The following is a 25,549-nucleotide window of genomic DNA, read 5'->3' as shown; positions in this document are numbered from 1 at the left end:
GCCACCTTACTTATCCCAGAGCCATAACGCACTCATGCCCGGACGTAAGCCATCGACGGGTTGCAAGGGATATAAGCGAACCTCAAAGGTTCTCAGATCAAAATCGCCCGTCGCACGGGTTGCCCGTTTTGTCGCATAATCCCCCATTGGCGCGATATAGCGGATTTCAGCCTCAATCTCTTGATTGCCCAGGGCAGGGACACGCAATTTAATTTTGTCGCCCTTGCGAACGTTGGCCAAAATATTTTCCCGCAGGTTATAGACGAAATAAGCCTCTGAAATGCGTATCAATGTCGCCAACGGACTATTGGCATTAAAAAGTTGCCCCTCTTCCGCTGGCAATGGCCCGATTTCACCATTGACAGACGCTTTGACTTGCAGATCATCATGCTGTATTTCCAGTTCACGCAGGTTTTCTTCTGCTTCATTCAATGCGGCCTGAAACTGCTGCCGTAATTCTACACGGTCTCCCTTTTTCCCCTCATCCAGCTCAGCTTTTGCCCCCAGCATTTTCTGATAGGCAATATCCCGCGTGCTGCGCGCATTATCCAGGTCAGTGGCAGACACATAGTCTTTGGTTGACAGATTGTTGAGGCGATCAAATTCACGTTGGGCGTTTTTGTATCCCGATTGGGACTGTGCAAAAGCAGCGGCTAAACTTCGAAGGTTCTCCTCACTCGTCCCATTCAGGGATAATTCAAGTTTTGCCTTAGCTTGATCGCGTGTCGCTTGCGCCGCGCCAACTTTGGCTGCCAGTTCTGGGCTGTCAAGACTCACCATCAATTGCCCCACTTTAACGTTATCACCTCGTTCAACATGAACCTTAACGACTCGCCCCGCAACCTTGGAAGCCACGATGACTTCCGGCGCATCAACCTCTCCCTGCAACAAAAGTTCCTGACTATGGGAACGGAAAAGCACGGCCATTGCGATCAGGAAAATGATCAGTAAGATGGTGAAAAGTGTTCTTTTCTTCATTATGTTCTGTAAGCCCCAAGCGTACTATCAGGTCAATATTTTCGATAAAATTAATAACCCAATCCGGTGCCAATCCGGTGTTAGTGACAGTGGTAAAACACACTAAACAGCATAATCTATGCCTACACATTCTCCACTGCCTAAATTTTAGGCGCCCCCGAGGAAAACACCTCTTATTAGTGATAAATATTGCGATAAATCATATCTAATCCTGTTTTATGCTGCCTTTATTCTAATTTGGAAGAAGGTGTCAACAAGCGCCAATTTTATATAAAAAGATTGATAGCGAAAGTTACATTGATCAAAAATTGATTTTATGTTGGAATAAAAAACCTCACAAAAACAAAATGTCAGATCAATAATCTGATTGTTAACTATTAAGCAGAATTTGTTAACTGTTTTGTGATATCTCAAGTCAGGCCATGTCGTGGTGTCATCTCTTTCATTGCGTCACTACCTGACGCTTTTATCCCTGATGACACAACTCATCGCAAACAGTAAATAGTAAGTAATATCCTGAAATGGATAGATTTACTGCTGACTATCACCGGGTATTTTTTATTGTTACAGGTTTATAGATATGAACAGAAAATTCGATAAGCCGTGGCTACAGCATCAGCAACATTTGGTGAAACGTGTAGCTTGGATAAACATTGTCACCCAACTTGTGTTTCCCGCTGTTAGTGTATTTTCCCCCGCTATCGCTGCTGCCAAAACCCCTTCAACGTTTAAAAATGAAAAATGGGCTTTACCAACAGAGCCTTATATTCTGAAATCAGGAGAAACTATCGGTATTATCGCCAAACGTTATGGTTTAACTGTTTCTGATTTAAAAAAAATTAACCAGTTGCGTGCTTTTGATAAGCCTTTTACCACGCTCGAAGTGGGTAGTGAGATTGATGTTCCAAAACCTCGAAACAATAAATTTCTGCCTTTTAACTATTCTTCACTAACGCAATCTTCATTAGAAAAATCGCCGTCAGAACAGCCTGCATTAAAACACTTTTCAATACAGCAACCTTCATTCGCTAAGGCACCTATTAAAGAAGACCACGTTTCGATTACAGACGAAAACGCCGGCCATCTGGCGGAGATTTCTTCCCGCATTGGCCAGTTGCTGGCTAGTGACAACATCAAAGATAATGCAGTAAGCCAGTTAAACAATCTGGCAACAGGAGAAGCCAGTCAGCAAATTCAAAATTGGTTGGAACGCTATGGTACAACGCGTGTGCAAATCAACATGGATAATTACGGCCGCTTGAATAATAGCCAATTTGATATGCTATTGCCACTGTATAATACCTCTCAGCAGATGACCTTTACCCAGTTTGGCCTGCGCCATATTGATAAACGCAATACCGCCAATATTGGATTTGGTCAACGCCATTTTTTTAACGATTGGATGTTGGGTTACAATGCTTTCTTTGACCGCGATATGACGGGTGAGAATAGCCGGCTCGGCTTTGGTGCAGAATATGCCCGCAATTACCTGAAATTGGCTGCGAACGGCTATTTTCGTTTAAGCCATTGGAAAGAATCCCGCCTCTTGACCGATTATGATGAGCGTCCCGCCAATGGTTTCGACCTGAGAGCAGAAGGTTACCTCCCTGCTTTACCCCAACTCGGCGGCAAGCTGATATATGAGCAATACTTCGGCGATGAAGTAGGACTCATAAATCAAGATCACCTCAAGAAAGAGCCTGCGGCCTTTACTGCCGAGATTAATTATACGCCTATCCCCTTGCTGACTTTCGGTATTGATCGCAGACAAGATATGTCCGGTGATGGGGAAACGCTGTTCAATATAGAACTGAATTATGAAATTGGGACGCCATGGGCCAAACAAATTGACTCAAATGCCGTCACGTTTAAACGTTCTCTGCAAGGCAGCCGCTATGATTTGGTCGAACGCAACAATCAGATCGTTTTGGAATTCCGCAAACGTGAAGTGATCTCTCTGGCAATAGATCACCTGATTATTGGTCATGCGAAAGTGGCCAAAACACTGCATATCAATGTCAACAGTAAGTATGGGTTTAAAGATATTCAGTGGGAAGCAGCAAGCCTTTTGGCCAATGGGGGTAAAATCCAGCACCAAGGTGGTACACACTATCTGTTAATCTTGCCAAAATATCAATCTCAGGGCACCAACACCTACACGATTGGGGCAACAGCTTACGATCAGCATGACAATGCGTCTAAGCGGGCGGAAATGAAGGTACAAGTACTCCCCCCCATCGTTAATGCCGATAAATCCACCTTTTCGGCAAAAGACAAAGAGCTGCTGGCTGATGGTCATTCCACCACCCTGCTGACGTTAACCTTGAAAAACCAGAATGACAACCCCATCCCCGGCATTGCCTCCGAAATCAAATTGGTCTCAAATAAATTACAAGGGAGTGGCAGCGATCCGAAGATCGATAACATGAAAGAAGTTCAGCCGGGTGTTTATCAATCCCAGCTCACGGCCGGTGACAAGACGGGTACGCTGAAAATTACCCCAGAAGTCGAGGGTATTACCATCGAGCCTGTCGAGATCCTATTCGTCCATCCTGAAGCGCCAATCATCTCTAATTTGACCATCAATGGCAAATTAGCGATAGGACAGACATTGAGCGCGACCTATACCTTTAATGCTAATCATGGTGACAAAACGGATCAATCTCGCTATGTGTGGGGCAATAAGGGTAATACAGACATGACCAAAAGCAAGACAATCACAAACTCCGGTGAGGTGCCTGGCTGCAAATTGGAACCAACCGATGCGGGTCGGGTGAAAGAACTTATTGTACAGGCAAAAAATGCGGTGGGATTGATCGGAAATACCCTGAACGTGGATACCAGTATGAGTGCCGAACAAGGAAACAAGACTCATGATGGCGGAGCAGGAGGAACGGTCAGAGGAATTGCTGATGATATGACGATCACGGCAGACGCTGAGAAGGTTAAAAAAGATGAACCAATCATACTGAAAATCAAAACGCTAAGGCACGGACAGCCAATCCGAAATGTCGCTGTCAGCGTTAAAGCTATTAGGGCACAAAATCGTCAGGATGGTAATGAAAAAATCACAATATTACTGAATGGTAAATCAGGTGAGTACCAAGGTTTCACGGATGATCAAGGTGTCTTGTCTATTACTGCGACCGATCCGAACGGGCTTGGTGTGAAGACAACGCTATCTGTCTCAGCGGATGATATTGCTTCTCCACAAACAAAAGATGTCATTTTTACGGTGGTGACCAGCCCGGATGTTCCCAAAGCTCATTTTTGGGGGCATATGGCTGAGCTCGCCGTGGGAAAAAATGGGGTTGTCTTTGAGCGCCCTTCATTGCAAGCCGAATTGAAGGATCACAATTTACAATCAAAGAACGAGTATGAAGAAAGCGGAGAAATATGGGCACTCCGTACCGCCCCTCATGACAAAATGTACTGCCGTAAAATAAATAAAAAGCTGCCAACAAAAGACGATTTGATGGCGCTGTACCAAGCTCATCCAAACAATGCAATGCATGACCACTTTGGTTGGCCTGAACATCGCTCCTATCGTTCTGCAACGCCAGGGAAAGACGCACAAGGGCAAGATGGACATTATTCTGTGAATATAGACCAAGGATTTGCCCATGTGACCAATAATGCTGTCTTTGATTACGTCACCTGTAAGCAATAACGCTATTTATCCGTCAATTTCAGTTCCTGACTAAAAAATCCGCCCTACGGGGCGGATAATGCTTTCCCACTCCCATAAATACGTTATCCTCCCAACGCCCTATTGACGGTGTTAAATTCAACCTTTGATAATGGCCTCTTAAATTTTAATCGTTATTAATTGCATGTTATTAATCACAAAATGAAAAGATATGTACGAATTTAACCTCGTGTTGTTATTACTTCAGCAAATGTGTGTCTATCTGGTGATCGCTTGGCTCCTGAGTAAAACGCCCCTGTTTATTCCCTTGTTGCAAGTCACCGTCCGTTTACCCCATAAACTGATGTGTTACGTGATTTTTTCTATCTTTTGCATTATGGGCACCTATTTTGGGTTGAATGTTAACGATTCGATTGCCAATACCCGCGCGATTGGGGCTGTGCTGGGCGGCTTTCTCGGCGGGCCAGCCGTCGGGGCCATGGTGGGATTCACTGGGGGTCTGCACCGTTATTCTCTTGGTGGCATGACCGCATTCAGCTGTATGGTATCCACTATTGTAGAAGGTGTACTCGGTGGTCTTGTCCATATTTATCTGATGAAAAAAGGATGGCTTAATAAGTTATTGAATCCGTGGACGGCTGCCGTTGTCACTCTTCTTGCTGAATGCACACAAATGGGCATTATCCTGTTACTTGCCGACCCTTTCAGTGAAGCATTGAGTTTGGTGAAAGATATCGCCGCTCCTATGATCATCGCCAATAGTATCGGGGCGGCCATGTTTATCCGTATCTTATTGGACAGGCGAGCCATTTTCAAAAAATACACCAGCGCTTTTTCTGCCCAAGCGCTAAAAATTGCCGTCTGTACAGAGGGAATTTTGCGTAAGGGTTTTAATGAAGATAACAGTATGCGCGTGGCAAAAGTGATCTATCAGGAGTTAGAGATCGGGGCGGTGGCGATTACGGACAGAGAAAAGTTACTGGCGTTTATTGGTATCGGTTCAGATCATCATCTGCCAGGTACGCCGATTGCGGCTAAACAATCTCATCGGGCGATTGAAAATAATGAGGTCGTGTATGCCGATGGCAATGAAACACCTTATTGTTGTTCCCTTAGCCCAACCTGCAAGCTTGGCTCTGCTCTGGTGATCCCTTTGCGGGGAGAAAATCAACAGGTCATTGGCACGATCAAACTTTACGAAGCCAAGAACCGCTTATTCAGCTCCATCAATCGCACATTGGGCGAAGGCATTGCCAGCTTGCTCTCTGCCCAAATTCTTGCCGGACAGTATGAACGGAATAAGCAATCTTTACTGCAATCAGAAATAAAGCTCCTCCACGCGCAAGTGAATCCTCACTTTTTATTTAATGCGTTAAATACATTGCAAGCTGTCATCCGTCGGGATAGCCAGCAGGCAGGCCAGCTTGTGCAGTATCTCTCAACCTTTTTCCGTAAGAATTTAAAGCGGCCTGAAGATATCGCCACACTGGACAATGAGATAGAGCATGTAAATGCTTACTTACAAATTGAGAAAGCCCGTTTCCGGGAACACCTTCAGATTGCCATCGAGATACCTGAGTCCCTGCGCAATGCACGATTACCGGCCTTTTCCCTCCAGCCCATGGTAGAAAATGCCATTAAACATGGCACATCACAGTTATTGGAGACAGGAAAGATTACGATTAAAGCCCATCAGGAAGCCAATTTGCTCTTGGTGGAGATTGAAGATAATGCCGGGCTGTATTGCACCCAAAAAATGGGGGATGGTCTTGGGATGAGTTTAGTGGATAAACGTCTGCGGCTTCGTTATGGTAAACAGTATGGGGTGCGAGTTGATTGCCAGCCAGAAGAATTTACCCGTGTCATTTTGTGTTTACCATTAGAAAAAGAGACTAAAAAATCGGCGTAAATATGAATATATTGATTGTTGATGATGAGCCATTGGCTCGTGAGAATCTACGTTGTCTGCTGGAAGAGGAAACCGATCTTCACATCATGGGTGAGTGTGCCAATGCCGTAGAAGCGATTGGTGCCATTCATCGCCTGAAACCCGATGTTGTCTTCCTTGATATCCAAATGCCCCGCATTACCGGACTGGAAATGGTCGGTATGCTCGATCCTGAGCATCGCCCTTATATTGTCTTTCTGACTGCGTTCGATGAATATGCGGTACAAGCCTTTGAAGAACATGCTTTCGATTATTTATTGAAGCCACTGGAAAAAGAACGCCTGAGTAAGACGCTGCAACGATTACGTTCTGGTTATCAAAAGCAAAATCTGGCAGATATTCAACGTGAAGATGAACAACTGAAATATATTCCCTGTACCGGGCATAGCCGAATCTGGCTGATGCCATTGGATGATGTCTTGTATATCACTTCCCGGCTGAGTGGGGTATATGTCATGAGCGCCAACGGACAAGAAGGTTTTACCGAGCTGACTCTGCGTACGCTGGAAACCCGCACTTCACTGACCCGTTGCCATCGCCAGTATTTAGTTAACATGACGCAATTACGGGAGATTGTTTTTGGCGAAAATGGACAGGCAGAGCTGGTTCTGAGCAATGACGAGCGTATTCCGGTGAGTCGTCGTTACTTGAAACCCCTTAAAGAAGCATTGGGGTTAAATTAATCGTCAATTATGGCATAATTTCCTCACCCTACAGGAAAAATAAACAAAGGAAATGACCTTGGCGGATTTTTATCTCAAAATTAATACCAACCGAATGATACTGAAAAACCTCAAAAATCAGCAACAGCTAGAGATTAAAGGGAATTTCAGTACCTCACGTTTACTGATTGGTGATTTTTATAACGCAGAATTTCAGTTACATGCTCTTCTCAATCAGCATGGCTTCCTGAAAGGGATTAAGCGGCTTTTTGAGGGCAAACACCGTGTACTGATTCATCCATTGGATCAAAGCGAAGGAGGACTGTGCCCTGTGGAAGAGCGGATTTTGCAGGAAGTGGCACATGCTGGTTTCAGAGGCAGGTTAAGAAAGACGGTTATTCATCAAGGTGAGTGCTTACTTTCAGATATTGAGGCCAAGGCCGAATTGAATAAACGTATCACTAAGAAAACAGCCTGAATTTAATTCAACGTTTATATAACTTCATGTCGTGTGACATGCTTTTTAACAGAATCAGTAAGATAAATAGCAAAAGCCCTTTCTCCATGACAGAGAAAGGGCTTTTTTAATTCATCGTTGCGATATGTTCAATACAACGATGAATCAAGCAAGTCTCAATGAGCGCTTATACGTTGCCATTGCTTTGACGACGACGTGGTGCACCACCCTTGAAATCATCGTTGCTGCGACCGCGGAAACCACCACGCTCACCGCCACCACGACGTTCGTTGTTAAAACGACGACCACCGTTATTGCTGAAACCGTCACGGTCACGACGTGGGCCATTGCCACCATTACCGCCGTTACCATTATCAGTGCGGCCACCACGACGCTCACGGCGTTCAAAAGGTTGCGCCTCACCCATCAACTGCATATTCATAGGCTTGTTCAGAATACGGGTACGGGTGAAGTGAGACAGCAACTCTCCCGGCATGCCTTTTGGCAGTTCAATCGTAGAGTGGGTCGCAAACAGTTTGATGTTACCGATATAACGGCTGCTGATATCACCTTCGTTTGCAATTGCACCCACAATGTGACGAACTTCAACGCCATCATCACGGCCAACTTCAATGCGATACAGTTCCATATCACCCACGTCACGACGTTCGCGACGAGGGCGATCACCGCGCTCACTTCGCTCACCTCTGTCGCGCTCACCAAAGCCGTTGCTATTGTTATTGCGACGACGGTCATCACGATCACGATCGTTGAATTCACGACGAGGACGACGCACAGGATCAGGTGGCAGGATCAGTGGGCGCTCACCCTGTGCCATTTTCAGCAGGGCGGCTGCCAGTGTATCCATATCCAGTTCATCGCTGGTACCCAACTTGGACAGCAATGCACGATATTGATCCAGATCGCTGCTTTCCAGTTGTTGCTGAACATTGGCCGCGAACTTCTCCAGACGACGCTGGCCCAGAAGCTCTGCATTTGGCAGTTCAACTTCTGGAATGGTCAGTTTCATGGTGCGTTCAACGTTACGCAGCAAACGACGCTCACGGTTTTCAACAAACAGCAGGGCACGACCCGCGCGGCCTGCACGACCGGTACGACCAATGCGGTGTACATAAGATTCTGCATCCATTGGGATGTCGTAGTTAACCACCAAGCTGATGCGATCAACATCCAGACCACGCGCGGCAACATCAGTCGCAATCAGAATGTCCAAACGGCCATCTTTCAGGCGCTCAAGTGTCTGCTCACGCAGCGCCTGATTCATGTCACCATTCAGGGCCGCAGAGTTGTAGCCGTTACGTTCCAGTGTTTCTGCAACTTCCAGCGTGGCATTCTTGGTGCGCACGAAAATAATCGCCGCATCGAAATCTTCTGCTTCGAGGAAACGCACCAGCGCTTCATTCTTGCGCATACCGTAAACAGACCAGTAGCTTTGGCTGATGTCAGGACGGTTAGTCACACTGCTCTGAATACGCACTTCCTGCGGATCATTCATGAAACGACGGGTAATGCGGCGAATCGCTTCTGGCATTGTCGCTGAGAACAGCGCAGTTTGGTGTTCAGCCGGGATCTGGCTCATGATGTTTTCAACATCTTCGATAAAGCCCATACGCAACATTTCGTCGGCTTCATCCAGTACCAAACCTTTCAGGTTAGACAAATCCAAGGTTCCACGTTTCAAATGGTCGAGCAAACGTCCCGGCGTTCCCACCACAACTTGTGGCCCCTGACGCAAGGCACGTAATTGAACGTCATAACGTTGTCCGCCGTACAGCGCAACAACATTCACATTGCGCATATGCTTGGAAAAGTCTGAACACGCTTCAGCCACCTGCACCGCCAGTTCACGGGTTGGCGCTAACACAAGGATCTGTGGCGCTTTAAGTTCAGCATCAATGTTATGCAATAACGGCAAGCTGAAAGCAGCGGTTTTACCACTACCCGTCTGTGCCATACCCAGCACATCACGGCCGTTCAGCAGGTGGGGAATACATTGTTGTTGAATAGGAGAAGGCTTTTCATAGCCCATGTCTTCCAGTGCAGAAAGAATAGGAGCCGATAAACCTAAATCAGCAAAAGAGATTTCAGTCTCAGTGGTCATGTAATGGTGCCTCATTGATCGTGGCGGCCAGTCTACATAACACAGTGAAAAGAATTTCTGTCATTTTCATTTAAAATGTGAACTGGCTCAAATTATGTTATTAAACGAACAAACAAGCCCCCACCTCTAAAGATGTGGACTTTAAAATCTGTCGTGAAAATGTTCGTCAGCTATTGTTGGTTCGATTCCGATAAATCATCTTGTTTTTGGCCTAATAGCGCCAATTCCAACAATGCGTAGCGGTGCTCAACAAAGTTATGCACATTGTTAGCGACCGTCAGCTTGAATAACGCAACTGCGTTATCCTCATCCCCCAGACTTAGGTAATGTTTACCTAAATAGAAGTCAGTTTCACTGAGATGCTCAGCGAGCGAAGTGTTATCTGCTGAACCCTGTTTCAGGCGCTCCATCAGTGTGTTTTCACTGATTTTACCCAAATAGAATTCAACGATATTCCAGCCCCATCGCCCCCGGTTCGCTTTGTCAAAATGGTGTGACAAATGCGTCATTGCAACCTTAGGATCAATTTTTTCTTCCACAAGGTACAACCACAACGAACGGAAGGGATCATTTGGATCGTCTTGATAAAACGCCTGCAGATCATCCTGCGCTAATTGATAGCGGCCACCGTAGTACAGTGAAATGCCACGATTCATTCGCGCGTAATTGTAAGTTGGATCAAGTTCTAAAACAGAATCAAACGCTTCATAGGCAGAATCAAAATTGCCTGCCTGCGTAAAATAAATTCCCAGATAATTAAAAATTTCAGGAATATCAGGACGGATAGACAAAGCCACTGAAAAATCATTCTGCGCCAGTGCCCTCAGCCCGAGGCTATCATACAGTACACCGCGCTCATATAAAAGCTGTGCATACTCATCTTCCGTAAGTGACCGACTCGCAAGTATTTGTTCCATGCGGGCCAGGATAACCTCTTGTTGCAATGTCGGTTGTAATGGAATAGCAATAACTTCGTTTTTACGCCACCCCGTGCTGCTACATCCCACAAGGAAAAAAATAGCCGCAACATAACACCAGCGCAGAAAAGAATTCATTTCCCACTCCCGAAGTCAGACATCAATCAGAATGCCCTGTTACTCCACCCACATTGTATAATTTCAGGCTTCCTGCCCAAAATTGACTTTCTCTCTCATCTTCCAAGCTATTGCCAAGCGATAACAAACGCGACGACAAACACAACAACTCAAAATCTATTGAGATAAACGGCGCCCTTTTTACAGGACGCCGCGCTTTACGTCAAATTTATTCTACTGATGATTCTGGTAACTGCTGTGTTTCAGCCGTCGCAATCACGGCTTCTTTCATGCTCAGGCGGATACGACCCTGACGGTCAATTTCCAGCACTTTCACCGGCACTTCTTGGCCAAGTTGCAGATAATCAGTGACTTTCTCCACACGTTTTTCCGCGATCTGAGAAATGTGTACCAGCCCTTCTTTACCGCCGCCGATAGCAACAAATGCGCCAAAATCAACGATACGGGTCACTTTACCGGCATAAATACGGCCAACTTCAACTTCTGCCGTGATTTCTTCGATACGGCGGATAGCATGACGCGCTTTATCACCGTCAGTCGCCGCAATCTTCACAGTACCATCGTCTTCAATTTCAATGGTTGTACCGGTTTCTTCCGTCAATGCACGGATCACGGAACCCCCTTTACCAATCACATCTTTGATCTTGTCTGGATTGATCTTAATCGTGTGGATACGTGGGGCAAATTGAGAGATATCATTGCGTGGGCTATGAATCGCTTGCTCCATCACATTCAGGATGTGCAGACGGGCACCTTTGGCCTGATTCAGGGCAACCTGCATGATTTCACGGGTAATACCTTCGATTTTGATGTCCATCTGCAATGCGCTGACACCATCACGGCTACCCGCCACTTTAAAGTCCATGTCGCCCAGATGATCTTCATCACCCAGAATGTCAGACAGAACCACAAAGTTATCCCCTTCTTTCACCAGACCCATCGCAATACCGGCAACAGCAGCCTTAATGGGCACACCGGCATCCATCAGTGCCAGTGACGCACCACAGACAGAAGCCATTGAGGAAGAGCCGTTGGATTCCGTGATTTCAGACACGACGCGAACGGTATACGGGAATTCATTGGCACTTGGCATTACCGCCAATACACCGCGTTTCGCCAGACGACCATGACCAATTTCACGACGTTTTGGTGAACCGACCATGCCTGTTTCACCGACAGAGTATGGAGGGAAGTTATAGTGGAACAGGAAGCGATCAGTACGCTCACCCATCAGTTCATCGATAACCTGAGCATCGCGCTCAGTACCCAGTGTTGCAGACACCAGTGCCTGAGTTTCGCCACGGGTAAACAGGGATGAACCATGAGTACGTGGCAGTACGCCGGTGCGAACATCCAAAGCACGCACCATGTCTTTTTCACGGCCATCAATACGCGGTTCACCACGCAGGACACGGCTACGAACCACGTCTTTTTCCAGGCCGGAGAGAACGTCAAGAATGTCTGATTCTGCCAGTTCAACGCCTTTTTCCGCAGATTCTGCCAAGATAGCCGCAGTCACTTCTTCTTTGATGATATCAACCTGAGCGTAACGCTCCTGCTTCTCAGTAATGCGATAAGCATCACCCAAACGGCTTTCCGCCAGTTCCGCAACACGGGCATGCAGAGGCTGGTTAACCGGCTCTGGTGACCAATCCCATTTCTCTTTACCAGCTTCAGCCACCAGTGCATTGATGTTATCAATCACAATCTGTTGTTGCTCGTGACCAAACACAACCGCACCCAACATTTGCTCTTCAGTCAGCAAATCGGCTTCGGATTCAACCATCAGTACCGCACCTTCTGTACCTGCAACCACCAGATCCAGACGGCTGTGTTTCAGCTCATCACTGGTTGGGTTCAGTACGTACTGGTCGTTGATGTAGCCAACACGTGCAGCGCCAATTGGACCATTGAATGGAATACCTGACAGTGCCAAGGCAGCAGAGGAGCCAATCATCGCAACGACATCAGGGTTGACCTGTGGGTTAACAGAAACGACTGTCGCAATGATTTGAACTTCGTTCAGGAAACCTTCTGGGAACAGAGGGCGCAGAGGGCGGTCGATAAGACGGGCAACTAAGGTTTCGCCTTCGCCCGGACGGCCTTCGCGGCGAAAGAAACTTCCCGGAATACGGCCAGCAGCGTAAGTACGCTCCTGATAGTTAACGGTCAGAGGGAAGAAATCCTGACCTGCTTTGACTTTCTTTTGACCGACAACGGTGACAAATACCGCAGTGTCATCCATATTTACCATAACGGCTGCTGTCGCCTGACGAGCCATCATGCCAGTTTCGATGGTCACCGTGTGTTGACCATACTGAAATTTACGAACAATCGGATTCAGCAAAATAATTTTCCTTTGTTGGTGTTGCCGCTTTAAGAAAGAGACAACAATAGCGTTTCTCTTCTTGCTACACCCTCACGACTAATGACAGTACTCACTCCTTTAAGGACTCTCATTAGCCGCGCGAGTCACTGTAGCGGAAGAGGTTCAAATTTTAGAAACGGTCAAAACAGTGGTTAAATTTCTCAATACTGTTTGTATCAATTCCGTTTCTTAGAAGAAAAGGGGCCGATTAGGCCCCTTTCCACTGAAACTCATCAATTAGCGACGCAGTCCCAGACGCTCAATCAGAGCAGTATAGCGTGCTAAATCTTTACGCTTCAGGTAGTTCAGCAGCTTACGACGCTGTGCAACCTTTCTCAGCAGACCACGACGGCTGTGGTGATCTTTTTTGTGCTCTGCAAAGTGGCCTTGCAGGTGGTTGATGTCAGTAGTCAGCAGTGCGATCTGAACTTCGCTGGAACCACTGTCGTTAGTGCCGCGACCAAATTCAGCAATAATCTGCGCCTTTGCAGCAGTACTTAGAGACATAGTATAACTCCAATTATGTAATTTAAAATGACAAGTGCCGATCTCTAATTCAGCAACTCGTGTAGACGCGGTATTCTACGCTGCAAATAAGTGAAGCGCAAGACAGCACAATCGCCGCCATTTTGTGCCCCAACTCAAATTACCTGCTCCAAATTCCTTGTCTGTTGCTATCATTATCGATTTCAACAACTGTTTGTTTTTAACAACCATTTGTTTTTTTACAGCTATTTATTTCAACCGCTATTCAGTTTCAACAACAGTTTCAACAACCAGCCGGCGTGGTGCTACTAATCCATCTTCATCAATCACGGCAATGCCGATGAATTTATTTTCCTCTCCTGCAGTAACTCTCACCCATTCATTCGAAGCCAAATTATGGTTGCTTCGAACAGGTTGGCCTTGCTTGAAGTACGAGGCGACCACAGCGGTTAAGTGGATAACAGGAAAATGGGTAACTGCGGTATCCATGGGCAGCAACAAGGGATCAAGCAATTCTGACGCTTCAATTTCCTGATCTTCAGCCTGTTGTTTTAATTCCTGCAACTGCTCCAACGTGACCATTCTTTGGTTAGGATAATTGGCGACCTGTAAACGACGCAGATAAATGACATGCGCGCCACAGCCCAATAATTCCCCTAAATCATCAATGATGGTACGAATGTAAGTGCCCTTGGAGCAGTGTATTTCCAATTCCAGCTCATTCCCTTCCCAGCGAATGAATTGTAATTCATAAACCGTGATCGGACGCGCTTCCCGCTCAACGTTAATCCCCTGACGGGCATATTCGTATAGCGGTTTCCCCTGATGTTTCAATGCCGAATACATGGAGGGAACCTGCATAGTGTCACCACGGAATGTCTCCAATGCCGCATGAAGCTGAGGTTCAGTAATGTTGACTTCACGTTCACTGATGAGGGTCCCATGTGAATCCGACGTATCCGTGCGCTGCCCCAAACGGGCAATCACACGATAGCGTTTGTCAGAATCCAGCAAGAATTGGGAAAATTTGGTCGCTTCACCAAGGCAAATCGGCAACATGCCGGTTGCTAATGGGTCCAGCGCCCCCGTATGACCCGCCTTGCTGGCATTAAAAATCCGCCTGACTTTCTGTAACGCATCATTGGAGGAAATTTCCTGCGGCTTATCCAGCAACAGCACACCGTGTATCGCACGGCCTTTACGACGGCGCCCCATCACTTTTCCTCATCATGATCCGCGTGATCCGAAGATGCGCGACGCCTCTCATCGTTTTTAACCACATTACTGACTAAATTCGACATCCGCATCCCTTCCACCAACGAACTGTCATAAGAGAATGTCAGCTCAGGAATGACACGCAAGCGCATCGCTTTACCTAGCAGGGAACGAATAAAACCAGAGGCTTCGTTCAATGCCTTAATACCCACTTCAACTCTATCTGAATCATGCCCTTCAACCAGCACATTCAGAAAGGTAACAAATACTTTGGCATAAGCCAGATCGCGGGAAACCTCAACACCAGAGACTGTCGCCATGCCGATACGGGGATCTTTGACTTCACGCTGTAAGATGATGGCAATTTCTTTTTGCATTTCCTGTGCAACGCGCTGAGTACGACTAAATTCTCTTGCCATTGTTTTCTCTCCTGACATTTTGGGGGGCATAAGCCCCCCAAGAATGGAATGAATCTATTGGGTATCAATAAGGGTATTAATCGATGGAGCGTTTGATTTCAATCACTTCAAAGACTTCAATCATGTCGCCAACGCGAACATCATTGTAGTTCTTCACACCGATACCACATTCCATACCATTACGGACTTCGTTAACGTCATCTTTAAAGCGACGCAGAGATTCCAGTTCACCTTCGTAAATAACAACGTTATCACGCAGTACGCGGATTGGGTTATTACGCTTGATAGAACCTTCTGTCACCATACAACCTGCAACGGCACCAAACTTCGGTGACTTGAAGACGTCACGAACTTCGGCAAGACCCATGATCTGCTGTTTGTATTCTGGTGCCAGCATCCCGCTCATCGCCTGTTTGATCTCATCAATCAGGTTATAGATAACCGAGTAGTAACGCAGATCCAGACTTTCGTTTTCGATGATACGACGGGCAGACGCATCAGCACGAACGTTGAAGCCCAGAATAATGGCGTTAGATGCCGCTGCCAATGTTGCATCAGTTTCGGTGATACCACCGACACCAGAACCGATGATTTTCACTTTCACTTCATCAGTTGACAGTTTCAGCAACGCGTCACAAATGGCTTCACAGGTACCCTGAACATCGGTTTTCAGAACGATGTTCAGCTCAGAGACCTTACCTTCTTCCATGCTGGCGAAGATGTTTTCCAGTTTAGCCTTATGCTGACGAGCTAATTTCACTTCACGGAATTTACCCTGACGATACAAGGCCACTTCACGCGCTTTTTTCTCGTCACGCACTACTGTCGCTTCATCACCCGCAGAAGGAACATTGGACAGACCCAAAATTTCCACTGGGATAGATGGGCCAGCGGAGGTCACTTCACGGCCAAGTTCGTTACGCATCGCACGGATACGGCCATATTCGAAGCCACACAGAACGATATCGCCTTTGTTCAGAGTACCAGACTGAACCAGAATGGTTGCAACTGGGCCACGGCCTTTATCCAGGAAGGATTCAATGACCACACCATTTGCCATGCCGGTACGTACCGCGTTCAGTTCAAGGACTTCAGCCTGAAGCAAGATAGCTTCCAGCAATTCATCAATACCCGTACCTGCTTTGGCAGACACATTGATGAACTGGTTTTCACCGCCCCAATCCTCTGGCATGATGCCGTATTGCGACAATTCAGTCTTCACGCGATCCGGATCAGCTTCTGGCTTATCGATCTTGTTCACCGCAACAACAACCGGTACGTTGGCCGCTTTAGCATGTTGGATAGCTTCGATGGTCTGAGGCATCACGCCATCATCTGCCGCTACAACCAGAACAACGATATCTGTTGCTTTCGCACCACGGGCACGCATGGAAGTAAACGCAGCATGGCCTGGGGTATCTAGGAAGGTGATCATGCCTTTTTCAGTTTTCACATGATAGGCACCAATGTGCTGGGTAATGCCACCCGCCTCTCCAGAAGCCACTTTCGTGGAACGGATATAGTCCAACAGGGAAGTTTTACCGTGGTCAACGTGACCCATGATGGTAACAACTGGCGCACGAGATTCTGCCAGTGTTTCACCGGTATCACGATCGCTCATCAGCGCTTCTTCCAGTTCGTTTTCACGACGCAGGATAACTTTGTGCCCCATTTCTTCGGCAACCATCTGCGCTGTTTCTTGGTCGATCACTTGGTTGATGGTGACCATGGCGCCCATGTTCATCATCGTCTTAATGACCTGGGCACCTTTGACGGCCATTTTGTTAGCCAATTCAGCAACCGTAATTGTCTCACCAATCACAACGTCACGGTTAACGGCAACAACCGGTTTCGTGAAGCTCTGCTGTAAAGTACTAGGTTTACGTTGTTTACCTTTGGTACGACCCACAGCACGCGCTTCTTCGCGATCAGCTTTCGATTCAGAATGTTTGTTATTCTTCTTCTGGCGGGATTTGCCACCACGGGAGCGGGAACGACGATCGCCTTCTACTTTGGCGTCATTTTCATCTTCCGCATCACGAGCATAGCGGGAAGTGGTTATGTGGTAGTCACTATTGTCATTATTATCAGAATTATCAGACCATTTGTCTTTATTCTCTTCTGCCATTCGACGTGCTTCTTCTGCAACACGCTTCGCTTCCTCTTCCACCTTACGGCGAACTTCTTCTTCAGCTTTACGTTTTAAATTTGCAGCTTCAGCTTCACGACGCGCTTTTTCATTTTGCGCAGCAGGATGAGTCTGAACTGATTTTGGTTTGTTTTCGGTATGTTGCTTAGTCACTTTTTCTTTTTCCGCCGCCTCACGCTGAGGCAGTTTAGCCTCTTCACGCTTGGCTTTTTCTTCTGCTACACGTCGAGCGCTCTCTTCTGCTTCACGTTTTGCCTTTTCTTCGGCTTCACGTTTAGCTTGCTCTTCCGCGAGTTTTTTCGCTTCAGCTTCAAGCCGCGCCTTCTCTTCTGCCTCGCGCCGAGCTTGCTCTTCCGCTTCACGCCTCGCCTGCTCTTCCGCGTTAACCTGTTCGGCATCGCGGTTTACATATGTGCGTTTTTTGCGGACTTCAATCGCTACCGATTTACTTTTGCCACCGGTGCCAGGAACGTTCAGTGTACTGCGTGTTTTACGCTGTAGTGTTAATTTACCCGGCTGACCGCCAGAACCGCCTTGTTCGCGGTTCAGGTAGGCCAGCAAAGCTTCTTTTTCTTTCTGGGAAACAGAGTCAGTTGCGGTTTTCTGAATGCCAGCATCAGCAAATTGCTGGATTAGACGTTCTACCGATGTCTGGATCTCTTCTGCCAGTAATTTTACGGTTACCTCTGTCATTCTGTTCCTTCCTGCTACAGTTTATTTATGCATCATCGCCAAACCAACAGATATTACGGGCTGCCATAATGAGTTCTCCTGCTTTCTCATCATTCAGTCCTTCGATATCAGATAAGTCGTCGATACCCTGTTCTGCAAGATCTTCCAGAGTACAGATGCCACGGACAGCCAGGTTAAACGCCAAAGTACGCTCCATGCCGGGCAGATTCAATAAATCTTCGGCAGGTTGCTGATCACCAAGGCTCTCTTTCTGAGCCAGTTCCAGCGTCGTTAAGGCCGCTTTAGCGCGTTCACGAAGAACTTCAACAGTTTCTTCATCAAGGCCTTCTACTGCCAGAAGTTCATTGATTGGCACGTAAGCCAGCTCTTCCAGTGTAGAGAAACCTTCCTCAACTAATACAGTGGCGAAATCTTCATCAATGTCGAGATGCTTAGTAAATGTATCAATAGAAGCATGAGCTTCTGCCTGATGTTTTGCTTGTAGCTCCTCCGCAGTCATGACATTCAATTCCCACGTGTCATCACCACGATGCTTTTTCAACAGTTGCGCCGCCAAACGAACGTTTTGGCCATTACGCCCAATCGCCTGAGCAAGATTACTGTTTTCTACGGCAACATCCATTGTGCAGTTGTCTTCGTCCACCACAATCGATGCAACATCCGCCGGAGCCATAGCATTAATGACAAACTGCGCAGGGTTATCGTCCCACAGCACGATGTCAATTCTTTCACCGCCCAACTCACTGGAAACGGCCTGAACCCTTGCACCACGCATACCGACACAAGCGCCAACAGGATCAATACGCTTGTCGTTGGTTTTCACTGCGATCTTGGCACGGGAACCCGGATCACGGGCAGCCGCTTTGATCTCAATGATCTCTTCACCAATCTCAGGCACCTCGATGCGGAACAGTTCAACCAGCATCTCTGGGCGAGAGCGAGTGATAAAAAGCTGTGCACCACGTGCTTCTGGGCGAACATCATACAGAACACCGCGCACGCGGTCACCTGGACGGAAGTTTTCCCGTGGCAACATATCTTCACGTAAAATGACCGCTTCAGCATTATTACCTAAATCCAAGGTAATGTTTTCACGGTTCACCTTTTTGACCTGACCGGTCACAATTTCGCCCTGTTGTTCACGAAATTGATCAACCACCATCGCACGTTCAGCTTCACGGACTTTCTGTACGATAACCTGTTTTGCCGTCTGGGTCGTAATACGGTCAAAAGTGACTGATTCAATTTGATCTTCAATATAACCACCCAGGTCAATTTCTGGGTCGTCAAATTGTGCAGCATCCAGGGTGATTTCGCGCGTTGGTTGAGTCACTTCTTCTACAACTAACCAGCGACGGAAAGTATCAAAATCACCTGATTTACGATCGATGCAGACGCGAACATCGATCTCATGCTCATACTTTTTCTTGGTGGCTGTCGCCAGCGCAATCTCTAATGCTTCGAAGATTTTTTCGCGAGGGAGTGATTTTTCATTAGAAACCGCTTCCACAACAGCCAGAATTTCTTTATTCATCCTAGTTGCCTCATCCGAACTTTAAAAGTGGGGTACCAGGTTCGCTTTCTGGATGTTGCTCAGTGCGAACACTTCGTCTTTTCCATTCACCGCAACCGTAATCATTTCACCATCTACAGCCTTGATGATACCTTGCCATTTGCGACGGTTCTGCATTGCCATGCGTAACATCAAACTGACTTCTTCACCAATAAAACGCTGGTAATGTTCAGCCTTAAACAGTGGACGCTCAAGCCCTGGTGAAGATATTTCCAGGTTATAAAGACCTGGAACCGGATCTTCAACATCAAGCACTGCACTGACCTGGTGGCTAACATCAGCACAATTATCAACAGTGATCCCCTCCTCACTATCGATATAGACCCGCAACGTTGATACACGAGCGCGAATAAACTCCAGGCCAACTAATTCAAAACCCAAAGCTTCAACTGGTGCTGAAATTATCTCTGTTAATTTTTGCTCTAATGTGGACAAGCCCACCCCCAAGACATAAAAAAAGGGCTATATTAGCCCAGTAATTCTGCTGTCAAATAACAAAAAACCCCGATACTCGGGGCTTTATGCAACTGGACCCTGTTTACTGCCAGCGGTCTCAACCAGCTTCTTTGTATACCTTTCAAAGCAACCTGTCAAATCAGGATAGATATTTCAATGGCTGCTGAAGATGACTGCTGAAAAGGTACATGTTATTAAGAAGTGGTTGCGGGAGCCGGATTTGAACCGACGACCTTCGGGTTATGAGCCCGACGAGCTACCATGCTGCTCCATCCCGCGTTCGAAAACGTGGCAAATCTTACGCTGATAATACTAAAAACGCAAGTTTCTAGATTAATGGTGCCGAGGACGGGACTTGAACCCGTACGCCCGTTGTTTAGGCACTACCACCTCAAGGTAGCGTGTATACCAATTTCACCACCTCGGCACTGATTTTATAGGATTGTTATACTGTTAAAATTAACAATCCTATTTTCAATTCTGTTACTGAATATTACTGTGGGATATCACTATTTGGTTTTGCTGGCGTTGCCGGAACTTCTGTCTGTTTTTCAACTTGTACAGGTTCGACAAGGTTATCCCATTTACTGCTGGAACCCGTTTTATTGCTGGTCATGTTACCAAGAATCAGGCTGATAACAATAAACAGCGTGGCAAAAACAGCCGTCATGCGGGTCATGAAGTTACCGGAACCTGATGAGCCAAACAGCGTGTTAGATGCACCCGCGCCGAAAGAAGCACCCATATCAGCACCTTTACCCTGCTGTAGCAGAACCAGAGCAATTAGCCCGATACCAACCAGCAAGAATATACCTAAAAGAGCTTCATACATATGTTGTACCCGTTTCCTCGTGGGACTTACCACAATTTCGTAGCGACGTTATATTACATCACCCGCTCACAAAATTAGAAAAATTAACTTATTGAGCGGGTGTGAATACTAACCAAAGCGTATCAGACACGCAAGATTAATTTTAAATACTGGCTCTAATCGGGTAAAAAATCAACAAATCAACCTGTTTTTTTCACAGCATCTGCAATACGATGCGCCAATGCAGTGACTTGTTCTTCATCTTCGCCTTCTACCATGACACGAATCAATGGCTCTGTACCCGATTTACGCAGCAAAACACGACCGTGGCCATTTAATTCCGCCTCAACAGATTTTACGGCGTCAAGCACTGATTCTGATTGCAGAGGATCGATATTACCCGTAAAGCGAACGTTAACCAAAAGTTGAGGTAACAGTTTCATGCCACTGCACAGGTCATGCAGGCTCATATTATTGCGTACCATGGCACTTAAAACTTGTAATCCTGCAACAATACCGTCCCCTGTTGTGGTTTTGTCCAGCAAAATCACATGACCTGAGTTTTCGGCACCCAAACGCCAGCCTTTTTCCTGCAATCTCTCCAGCACATAGCGATCGCCGACTTTCGCACGTTCAAATGGGATACCAAGCTGTTTCAGTGCCAGCTCCAGCCCCATATTGCTCATCAACGTGCCTACGGCTCCACCACGTAACTGGCCTTGCCTTAACGCTTCACGCGCAATGATATACAGGATCTGATCACCATCAACTTTTTCGCCCAAGTGATCAACCATGATGATACGGTCACCATCACCATCAAATGCCAGACCAACGTGCGCCTGTTCTTCCAGTACACGTTTTTGTAATAGCCGAACATCTGTTGCACCACATTCTTCATTGATATTGATGCCATTAGGCTCACAACCAATGGCAATCACCTCAGCACCCAGTTCTCTGAGAACATTCGGAGCGATATGATAGGTCGCACCATTGGCGCAATCCAACACCACTTTCAGTCCATTTAAACTTTGCTCACTGGGGAATGTCCCTTTACAAAATTCAATGTAACGCCCCGCTGCATCAACTATCCGATTTGCCCGCCCCAACTCAGCCGATTCCACACAGGTCAAGGGTTTTTCCATTTCTGCTTCAATTGCTTCTTCAACATCATCAGGCAATTTAGTGCCATCAATAGAGAAGAATTTAATGCCGTTATCATCGTAAGGGTTGTGGGAAGCAGAAATCACAATACCTGCTTCTGCCCGGAAAGTCCGTGTCAGATATGCCACAGCAGGTGTTGGCATCGGGCCGGTGAAGGATGCCGATAAACCGGCGGCGGCCAATCCTGCTTCCAGCGCAGATTCCAACATATAACCTGAGACTCGGGTATCTTTACCAATGATGATCTTGCGAGAACCATGACGCGCCAGCACTTTTCCCGCAGCCCAACCCAGTTTCAATACAAAGTCAGGGGTAATTGGGGTATTACCCACTCTGCCACGGATACCGTCAGTACCAAAATATTTACGGTTACTCATCAATTTCTTTTTCCTTTGCTGAACGTATTCTCTGCTCACAGCGTGTTTTTTGCTGACATCATGTTCTTTACAAACGGGATATTTTACAAACGATATGTTTTCTGAACATGTATTCTTTTCAGATACCTTACTCTGTATGGGCAATGTTGACAGACTGTGTTGCATGAACAATTTTCATTGCCTGAACCGTTTCTTTGACATCATGCACACGGATAATCTGAGCACCTTTCAGCGCTGCAATCACGGCACAAGCAACACTTCCTGTCACCCGCTCCTGCGGCGGTACATCAAGCAATTGACCAATCATGGACTTACGTGACATTCCCGCCAGAATAGGTAGTCCCAAATGATGGAATTCTTGCAAGTGAGCCAATAACTGATAATTATGCGATAAGTTCTTGCCAAAACCGAAGCCAAGATCAAGGATCAGGTTGTTTTTTGCGATACCGGCCGCAACACAGTGCTCAATTCGCTGCATCAGGAATGTTTTGACTTCCGATACAACAACTTCATAGTGAGGTTCTGTCTGCATTGTGCGAGGTTGCCCCTGCATATGCATCAAACAGACCGGTAAACCACTTTGTGCTGCCGCATCAAGTGCCCCGGGTTCCTGTAACGCACGAATATCATTGATAATGTGCGCCCCTGCTTTGGCGGATTCCCGCATAACAGCAGCTTTTGAGGTATCTACGGAGATCCAAGCATCAAAACGTTGAGCCAGCGCTTCAATCACCGGAACAACACGATCCAGTTCCTCCTGTTCACTCACCTCATTCGCGCCGGGACGGGTCGATTCTCCTCCCACATCAATAATGGTTGCACCCTCTTTGATCATCCAGGCGGCATGTTCCAGTGCGGTATCAAAGGTATTATGGATGCCACCATCAGAGAAAGAATCGGGAGTCACGTTCAAAATTCCCATTACTTGTGGGTGGGAAAGATCGAGGACGCTGCCTCTGGCAGTCAGTTTCATCGCTAGATGCCTTAATGTCAAAACCCCAGGACAAGCCTGGGGTTTAATTTAAGAAATAAATACGTTACGTTATGCGGTTGGATTTCCATCCACAGGCTTCGAAGCTTGCTGCGGAGATGGTGTGTTATGACGGTTATTATTATTACCGCCATTATTATCACCATCCCAACCTGCTGGTGGACGTACAGTTGTACGATTCATCAGATCATCAATCTGAGGGGCATCAATCGTTTCATACTTCATCAACGCATCTTTCATTGAATGAAGGATATCAAGATTATCCATCAGAATCTGGCGAGCACGTAAATAGTTACGATCGACGATAGCCTTCACTTCCTGATCGATTAAACGCGCTGTGTCTTCAGACATATGTTTTGCCTTGGCAACCGAACGACCGAGGAAAACTTCACCTTCTTCTTCCTCATACAGCAATGGCCCCAGTTTTTCTGAGAAGCCCCACTGGGTCACCATGTTGCGTGCAATGGATGTCGCCACTTTAATGTCATTGGACGCACCAGTAGAAACATTATCTACACCATAGATAATTTCTTCCGCTAACCGCCCACCGTATAAAGTTGAAATTTGGCTTTCCAATTTCTGACGGCTTGCACTGATTTGATCGCCCTCAGGCAAAAAGAACGTGACACCCAACGCACGGCCACGCGGAATAATCGTCACTTTATGCACCGGATCGTGTTCCGGAACCAAACGACCAATAATGGCATGCCCTGCTTCATGGTATGCCGTGGCTTCTTTCTGTTCCTCCGTCATCACCATTGAACGACGCTCTGCGCCCATCATGATCTTATCTTTGGCTTTTTCGAACTCAACCATAGAAACAACGCGCTTGCTACCGCGAGCAGCAAACAAAGCGGCTTCGTTCACAAGGTTAGCCAAATCTGCGCCGGAGAAACCGGGTGTACCACGAGCAATGATTGATGCGTCAATATCCGTATCCAGCGGAATGCGGCGCATATGCACTTTCAGAATTTGCTCACGGCCACGAACATCCGGCAGGCCAACCACGACCTGACGGTCAAAACGGCCGGGGCGTAACAAGGCTGGATCCAGAACATCAGGACGGTTAGTCGCTGCGATAACAATAATACCTTCGTTACCTTCAAAGCCATCCATTTCAACCAGCATCTGGTTCAGTGTCTGTTCACGCTCATCGTGTCCACCACCCAAACCAGCGCCACGTTGGCGACCGACTGCATCAATTTCGTCGATAAAGATGATGCACGGTGCAGCTTTTTTCGCCTGTTCAAACATATCACGGACACGAGAAGCACCGACACCAACGAACATTTCAACGAAATCAGAACCCGAAATGGTAAAGAAAGGGACTTTCGCTTCACCAGCGATAGCTTTCGCCAGCAATGTCTTACCCGTACCAGGAGGGCCAACCATCAGGATGCCTTTGGGGATTTTGCCCCCCAGTTTCTGGAAACGGCCAGGTTCACGCAAATACTCAACCAATTCGCCCACTTCTTCTTTTGCTTCGTCACAACCCGCAACATCGGCAAACGTGGTTTTGATCTGATCTTCCGTCAACATACGGGCTTTGCTTTTACCAAAAGACATCGCCCCTTTACCGCCACCACCTTGCATTTGGCGCATAAAGAAAATCCAGACGCCAATGAGCAGTAGCATTGGAAACCATGAAATGAAGAGGGTCGCCAACAGACCTTGTTGTTCTGGTGGTTCACCAACAACTTTTATCTGCTTATTGAGTAGGGTATCCAGCAGCTTTTCATCCTGAACTGGCATATAAGTGCTGTATTTTCCACCGTTGTCTTTCTTAGTGAAATCAATGTCACGACCCGAAATACGTACTTCGCTTATTTGATTCTGCGATATCTCAGTGATGAAACTAGAGTAATCTACCCGACGACCGCTAGAGTCGCTGGGACCAAAACTCTGGAACAATAACATCAAGACAACTGCGATGACTAACCAGAGAATCAGGTTTTTCGCCATGTCACTCAAGGGATTAA

Annotated in this window: 18 protein-coding genes and 2 tRNA genes; 4 read left to right on the top strand and 16 right to left on the bottom strand. The window is 46.8% G+C overall.

Annotated elements, in window-relative coordinates; translation table 11 throughout:
* Nucleotides 1-6: 6 nt before the first annotated feature.
* Nucleotides 7-978 carry an HlyD family secretion protein gene (locus PSI15_RS04655; protein ID WP_273582496.1) on the bottom strand — a complete coding sequence of 324 codons (972 nt, stop codon included), beginning with the start codon at nucleotides 976-978 and terminating at the stop codon, nucleotides 7-9.
* A gap of 580 nt (nucleotides 979-1,558) precedes the next feature.
* Between PSI15_RS04655 and PSI15_RS04650 the strand changes: the two genes are divergently transcribed.
* The 4 genes from PSI15_RS04650 (at nucleotide 1,559) to PSI15_RS04635 (ending at nucleotide 7,715) form a co-directional block, all read left to right on the top strand.
* Nucleotides 1,559-4,648: an inverse autotransporter beta domain-containing protein gene (locus tag PSI15_RS04650; RefSeq protein WP_273582495.1), complete on the top strand. Its 3,090-nt coding sequence runs from the start codon at nucleotides 1,559-1,561 to the stop codon at nucleotides 4,646-4,648.
* 190 nt (nucleotides 4,649-4,838) lie between these two features.
* On the top strand, nucleotides 4,839-6,536 hold the full coding sequence (locus PSI15_RS04645; protein WP_273582494.1) for a sensor histidine kinase: 1,698 nt from the start codon (nucleotides 4,839-4,841) through the stop codon (nucleotides 6,534-6,536).
* A gap of 2 nt (nucleotides 6,537-6,538) precedes the next feature.
* Nucleotides 6,539-7,258, top strand: coding sequence for a two-component system response regulator BtsR (gene btsR / locus PSI15_RS04640; protein WP_273582493.1), 720 nt, complete (start codon nucleotides 6,539-6,541; stop codon nucleotides 7,256-7,258).
* A 58-nt stretch (nucleotides 7,259-7,316) separates the two neighbouring features.
* Nucleotides 7,317-7,715 (top strand): hypothetical protein, encoded by a 399-nt coding sequence (locus PSI15_RS04635; RefSeq protein ID WP_273582492.1) that lies wholly within the window; start codon nucleotides 7,317-7,319, stop codon nucleotides 7,713-7,715.
* Between the two features lie 166 nt (nucleotides 7,716-7,881).
* On the opposite strand, the gene PSI15_RS04630 is transcribed toward PSI15_RS04635, so the two are convergent.
* The 15 genes from PSI15_RS04630 to ftsH all read right to left on the bottom strand — a co-directional run bounded on the left by PSI15_RS04630 (nucleotide 7,882) and on the right by ftsH (nucleotide 25,541).
* The gene (locus tag PSI15_RS04630) at nucleotides 7,882-9,816 is read right to left on the bottom strand and encodes a DEAD/DEAH family ATP-dependent RNA helicase (protein ID WP_273582491.1); all 1,935 of its coding nucleotides are present in this window, start codon (nucleotides 9,814-9,816) and stop codon (nucleotides 7,882-7,884) included.
* A 170-nt stretch (nucleotides 9,817-9,986) separates the two neighbouring features.
* The gene (nlpI, locus tag PSI15_RS04625; protein ID WP_045968333.1) at nucleotides 9,987-10,871 is read right to left on the bottom strand and encodes a lipoprotein NlpI; all 885 of its coding nucleotides are present in this window, start codon (nucleotides 10,869-10,871) and stop codon (nucleotides 9,987-9,989) included.
* A gap of 208 nt (nucleotides 10,872-11,079) precedes the next feature.
* Entirely contained in the window at nucleotides 11,080-13,218 is a 2,139-nt protein-coding gene (pnp, locus tag PSI15_RS04620; RefSeq protein ID WP_273582490.1) for a polyribonucleotide nucleotidyltransferase, read from the bottom strand.
* Between the two features lie 258 nt (nucleotides 13,219-13,476).
* Nucleotides 13,477-13,746: a 30S ribosomal protein S15 gene (rpsO, locus tag PSI15_RS04615; RefSeq protein WP_273582489.1), complete on the bottom strand. Its 270-nt coding sequence runs from the start codon at nucleotides 13,744-13,746 to the stop codon at nucleotides 13,477-13,479.
* Nucleotides 13,747-13,986: 240 nt separating this feature from the next.
* On the bottom strand, nucleotides 13,987-14,940 hold the full coding sequence (gene truB / locus PSI15_RS04610) for a tRNA pseudouridine(55) synthase TruB (protein WP_273582488.1): 954 nt from the start codon (nucleotides 14,938-14,940) through the stop codon (nucleotides 13,987-13,989).
* A complete protein-coding gene (rbfA, locus tag PSI15_RS04605) occupies nucleotides 14,940-15,359 on the bottom strand; it encodes a 30S ribosome-binding factor RbfA (RefSeq protein ID WP_273582487.1) in 420 nt (139 codons plus the stop codon). Before rbfA ends, truB begins: the two co-directional genes overlap by 1 nt.
* A gap of 76 nt (nucleotides 15,360-15,435) precedes the next feature.
* Nucleotides 15,436-18,201, bottom strand: a complete 2,766-nt coding sequence (infB, locus tag PSI15_RS04600) for a translation initiation factor IF-2 (RefSeq protein ID WP_273582486.1) — start codon at nucleotides 18,199-18,201, stop codon at nucleotides 15,436-15,438.
* Between the two features lie 25 nt (nucleotides 18,202-18,226).
* Nucleotides 18,227-19,735, bottom strand: coding sequence for a transcription termination factor NusA (gene nusA / locus PSI15_RS04595; protein ID WP_273582485.1), 1,509 nt, complete (start codon nucleotides 19,733-19,735; stop codon nucleotides 18,227-18,229).
* 21 nt (nucleotides 19,736-19,756) lie between these two features.
* Entirely contained in the window at nucleotides 19,757-20,209 is a 453-nt protein-coding gene (gene rimP, locus PSI15_RS04590) for a ribosome maturation factor RimP (RefSeq protein ID WP_273582484.1), read from the bottom strand.
* 223 nt (nucleotides 20,210-20,432) lie between these two features.
* Nucleotides 20,433-20,509, bottom strand: a tRNA-Met gene (locus tag PSI15_RS04585).
* Nucleotides 20,510-20,567: 58 nt separating this feature from the next.
* Nucleotides 20,568-20,657, bottom strand: a tRNA-Leu gene (locus PSI15_RS04580).
* A 66-nt stretch (nucleotides 20,658-20,723) separates the two neighbouring features.
* Complete coding sequence (secG, locus tag PSI15_RS04575; RefSeq protein ID WP_273582483.1) at nucleotides 20,724-21,062, bottom strand: preprotein translocase subunit SecG; 339 nt, start codon at nucleotides 21,060-21,062, stop codon at nucleotides 20,724-20,726.
* A gap of 179 nt (nucleotides 21,063-21,241) precedes the next feature.
* The gene (gene glmM / locus PSI15_RS04570; protein WP_273582482.1) at nucleotides 21,242-22,579 is read right to left on the bottom strand and encodes a phosphoglucosamine mutase; all 1,338 of its coding nucleotides are present in this window, start codon (nucleotides 22,577-22,579) and stop codon (nucleotides 21,242-21,244) included.
* Nucleotides 22,580-22,706: 127 nt separating this feature from the next.
* Entirely contained in the window at nucleotides 22,707-23,552 is an 846-nt protein-coding gene (gene folP, locus PSI15_RS04565; protein WP_273582481.1) for a dihydropteroate synthase, read from the bottom strand.
* A 69-nt stretch (nucleotides 23,553-23,621) separates the two neighbouring features.
* Entirely contained in the window at nucleotides 23,622-25,541 is a 1,920-nt protein-coding gene (gene ftsH / locus PSI15_RS04560; protein WP_273582480.1) for an ATP-dependent zinc metalloprotease FtsH, read from the bottom strand.
* Between the last annotated feature and the right edge of the window lie 8 nt (nucleotides 25,542-25,549).

Source organism: Xenorhabdus sp. PR6a (genome assembly GCF_028599065.1).
In the GTDB taxonomy this organism is placed as follows: Bacteria; Pseudomonadota; Gammaproteobacteria; order Enterobacterales; family Enterobacteriaceae; genus Xenorhabdus; species Xenorhabdus doucetiae.
Note: the sequence above shows the minus strand (reverse complement) of the source record. Positions and strands in the feature narration are given on the sequence as shown.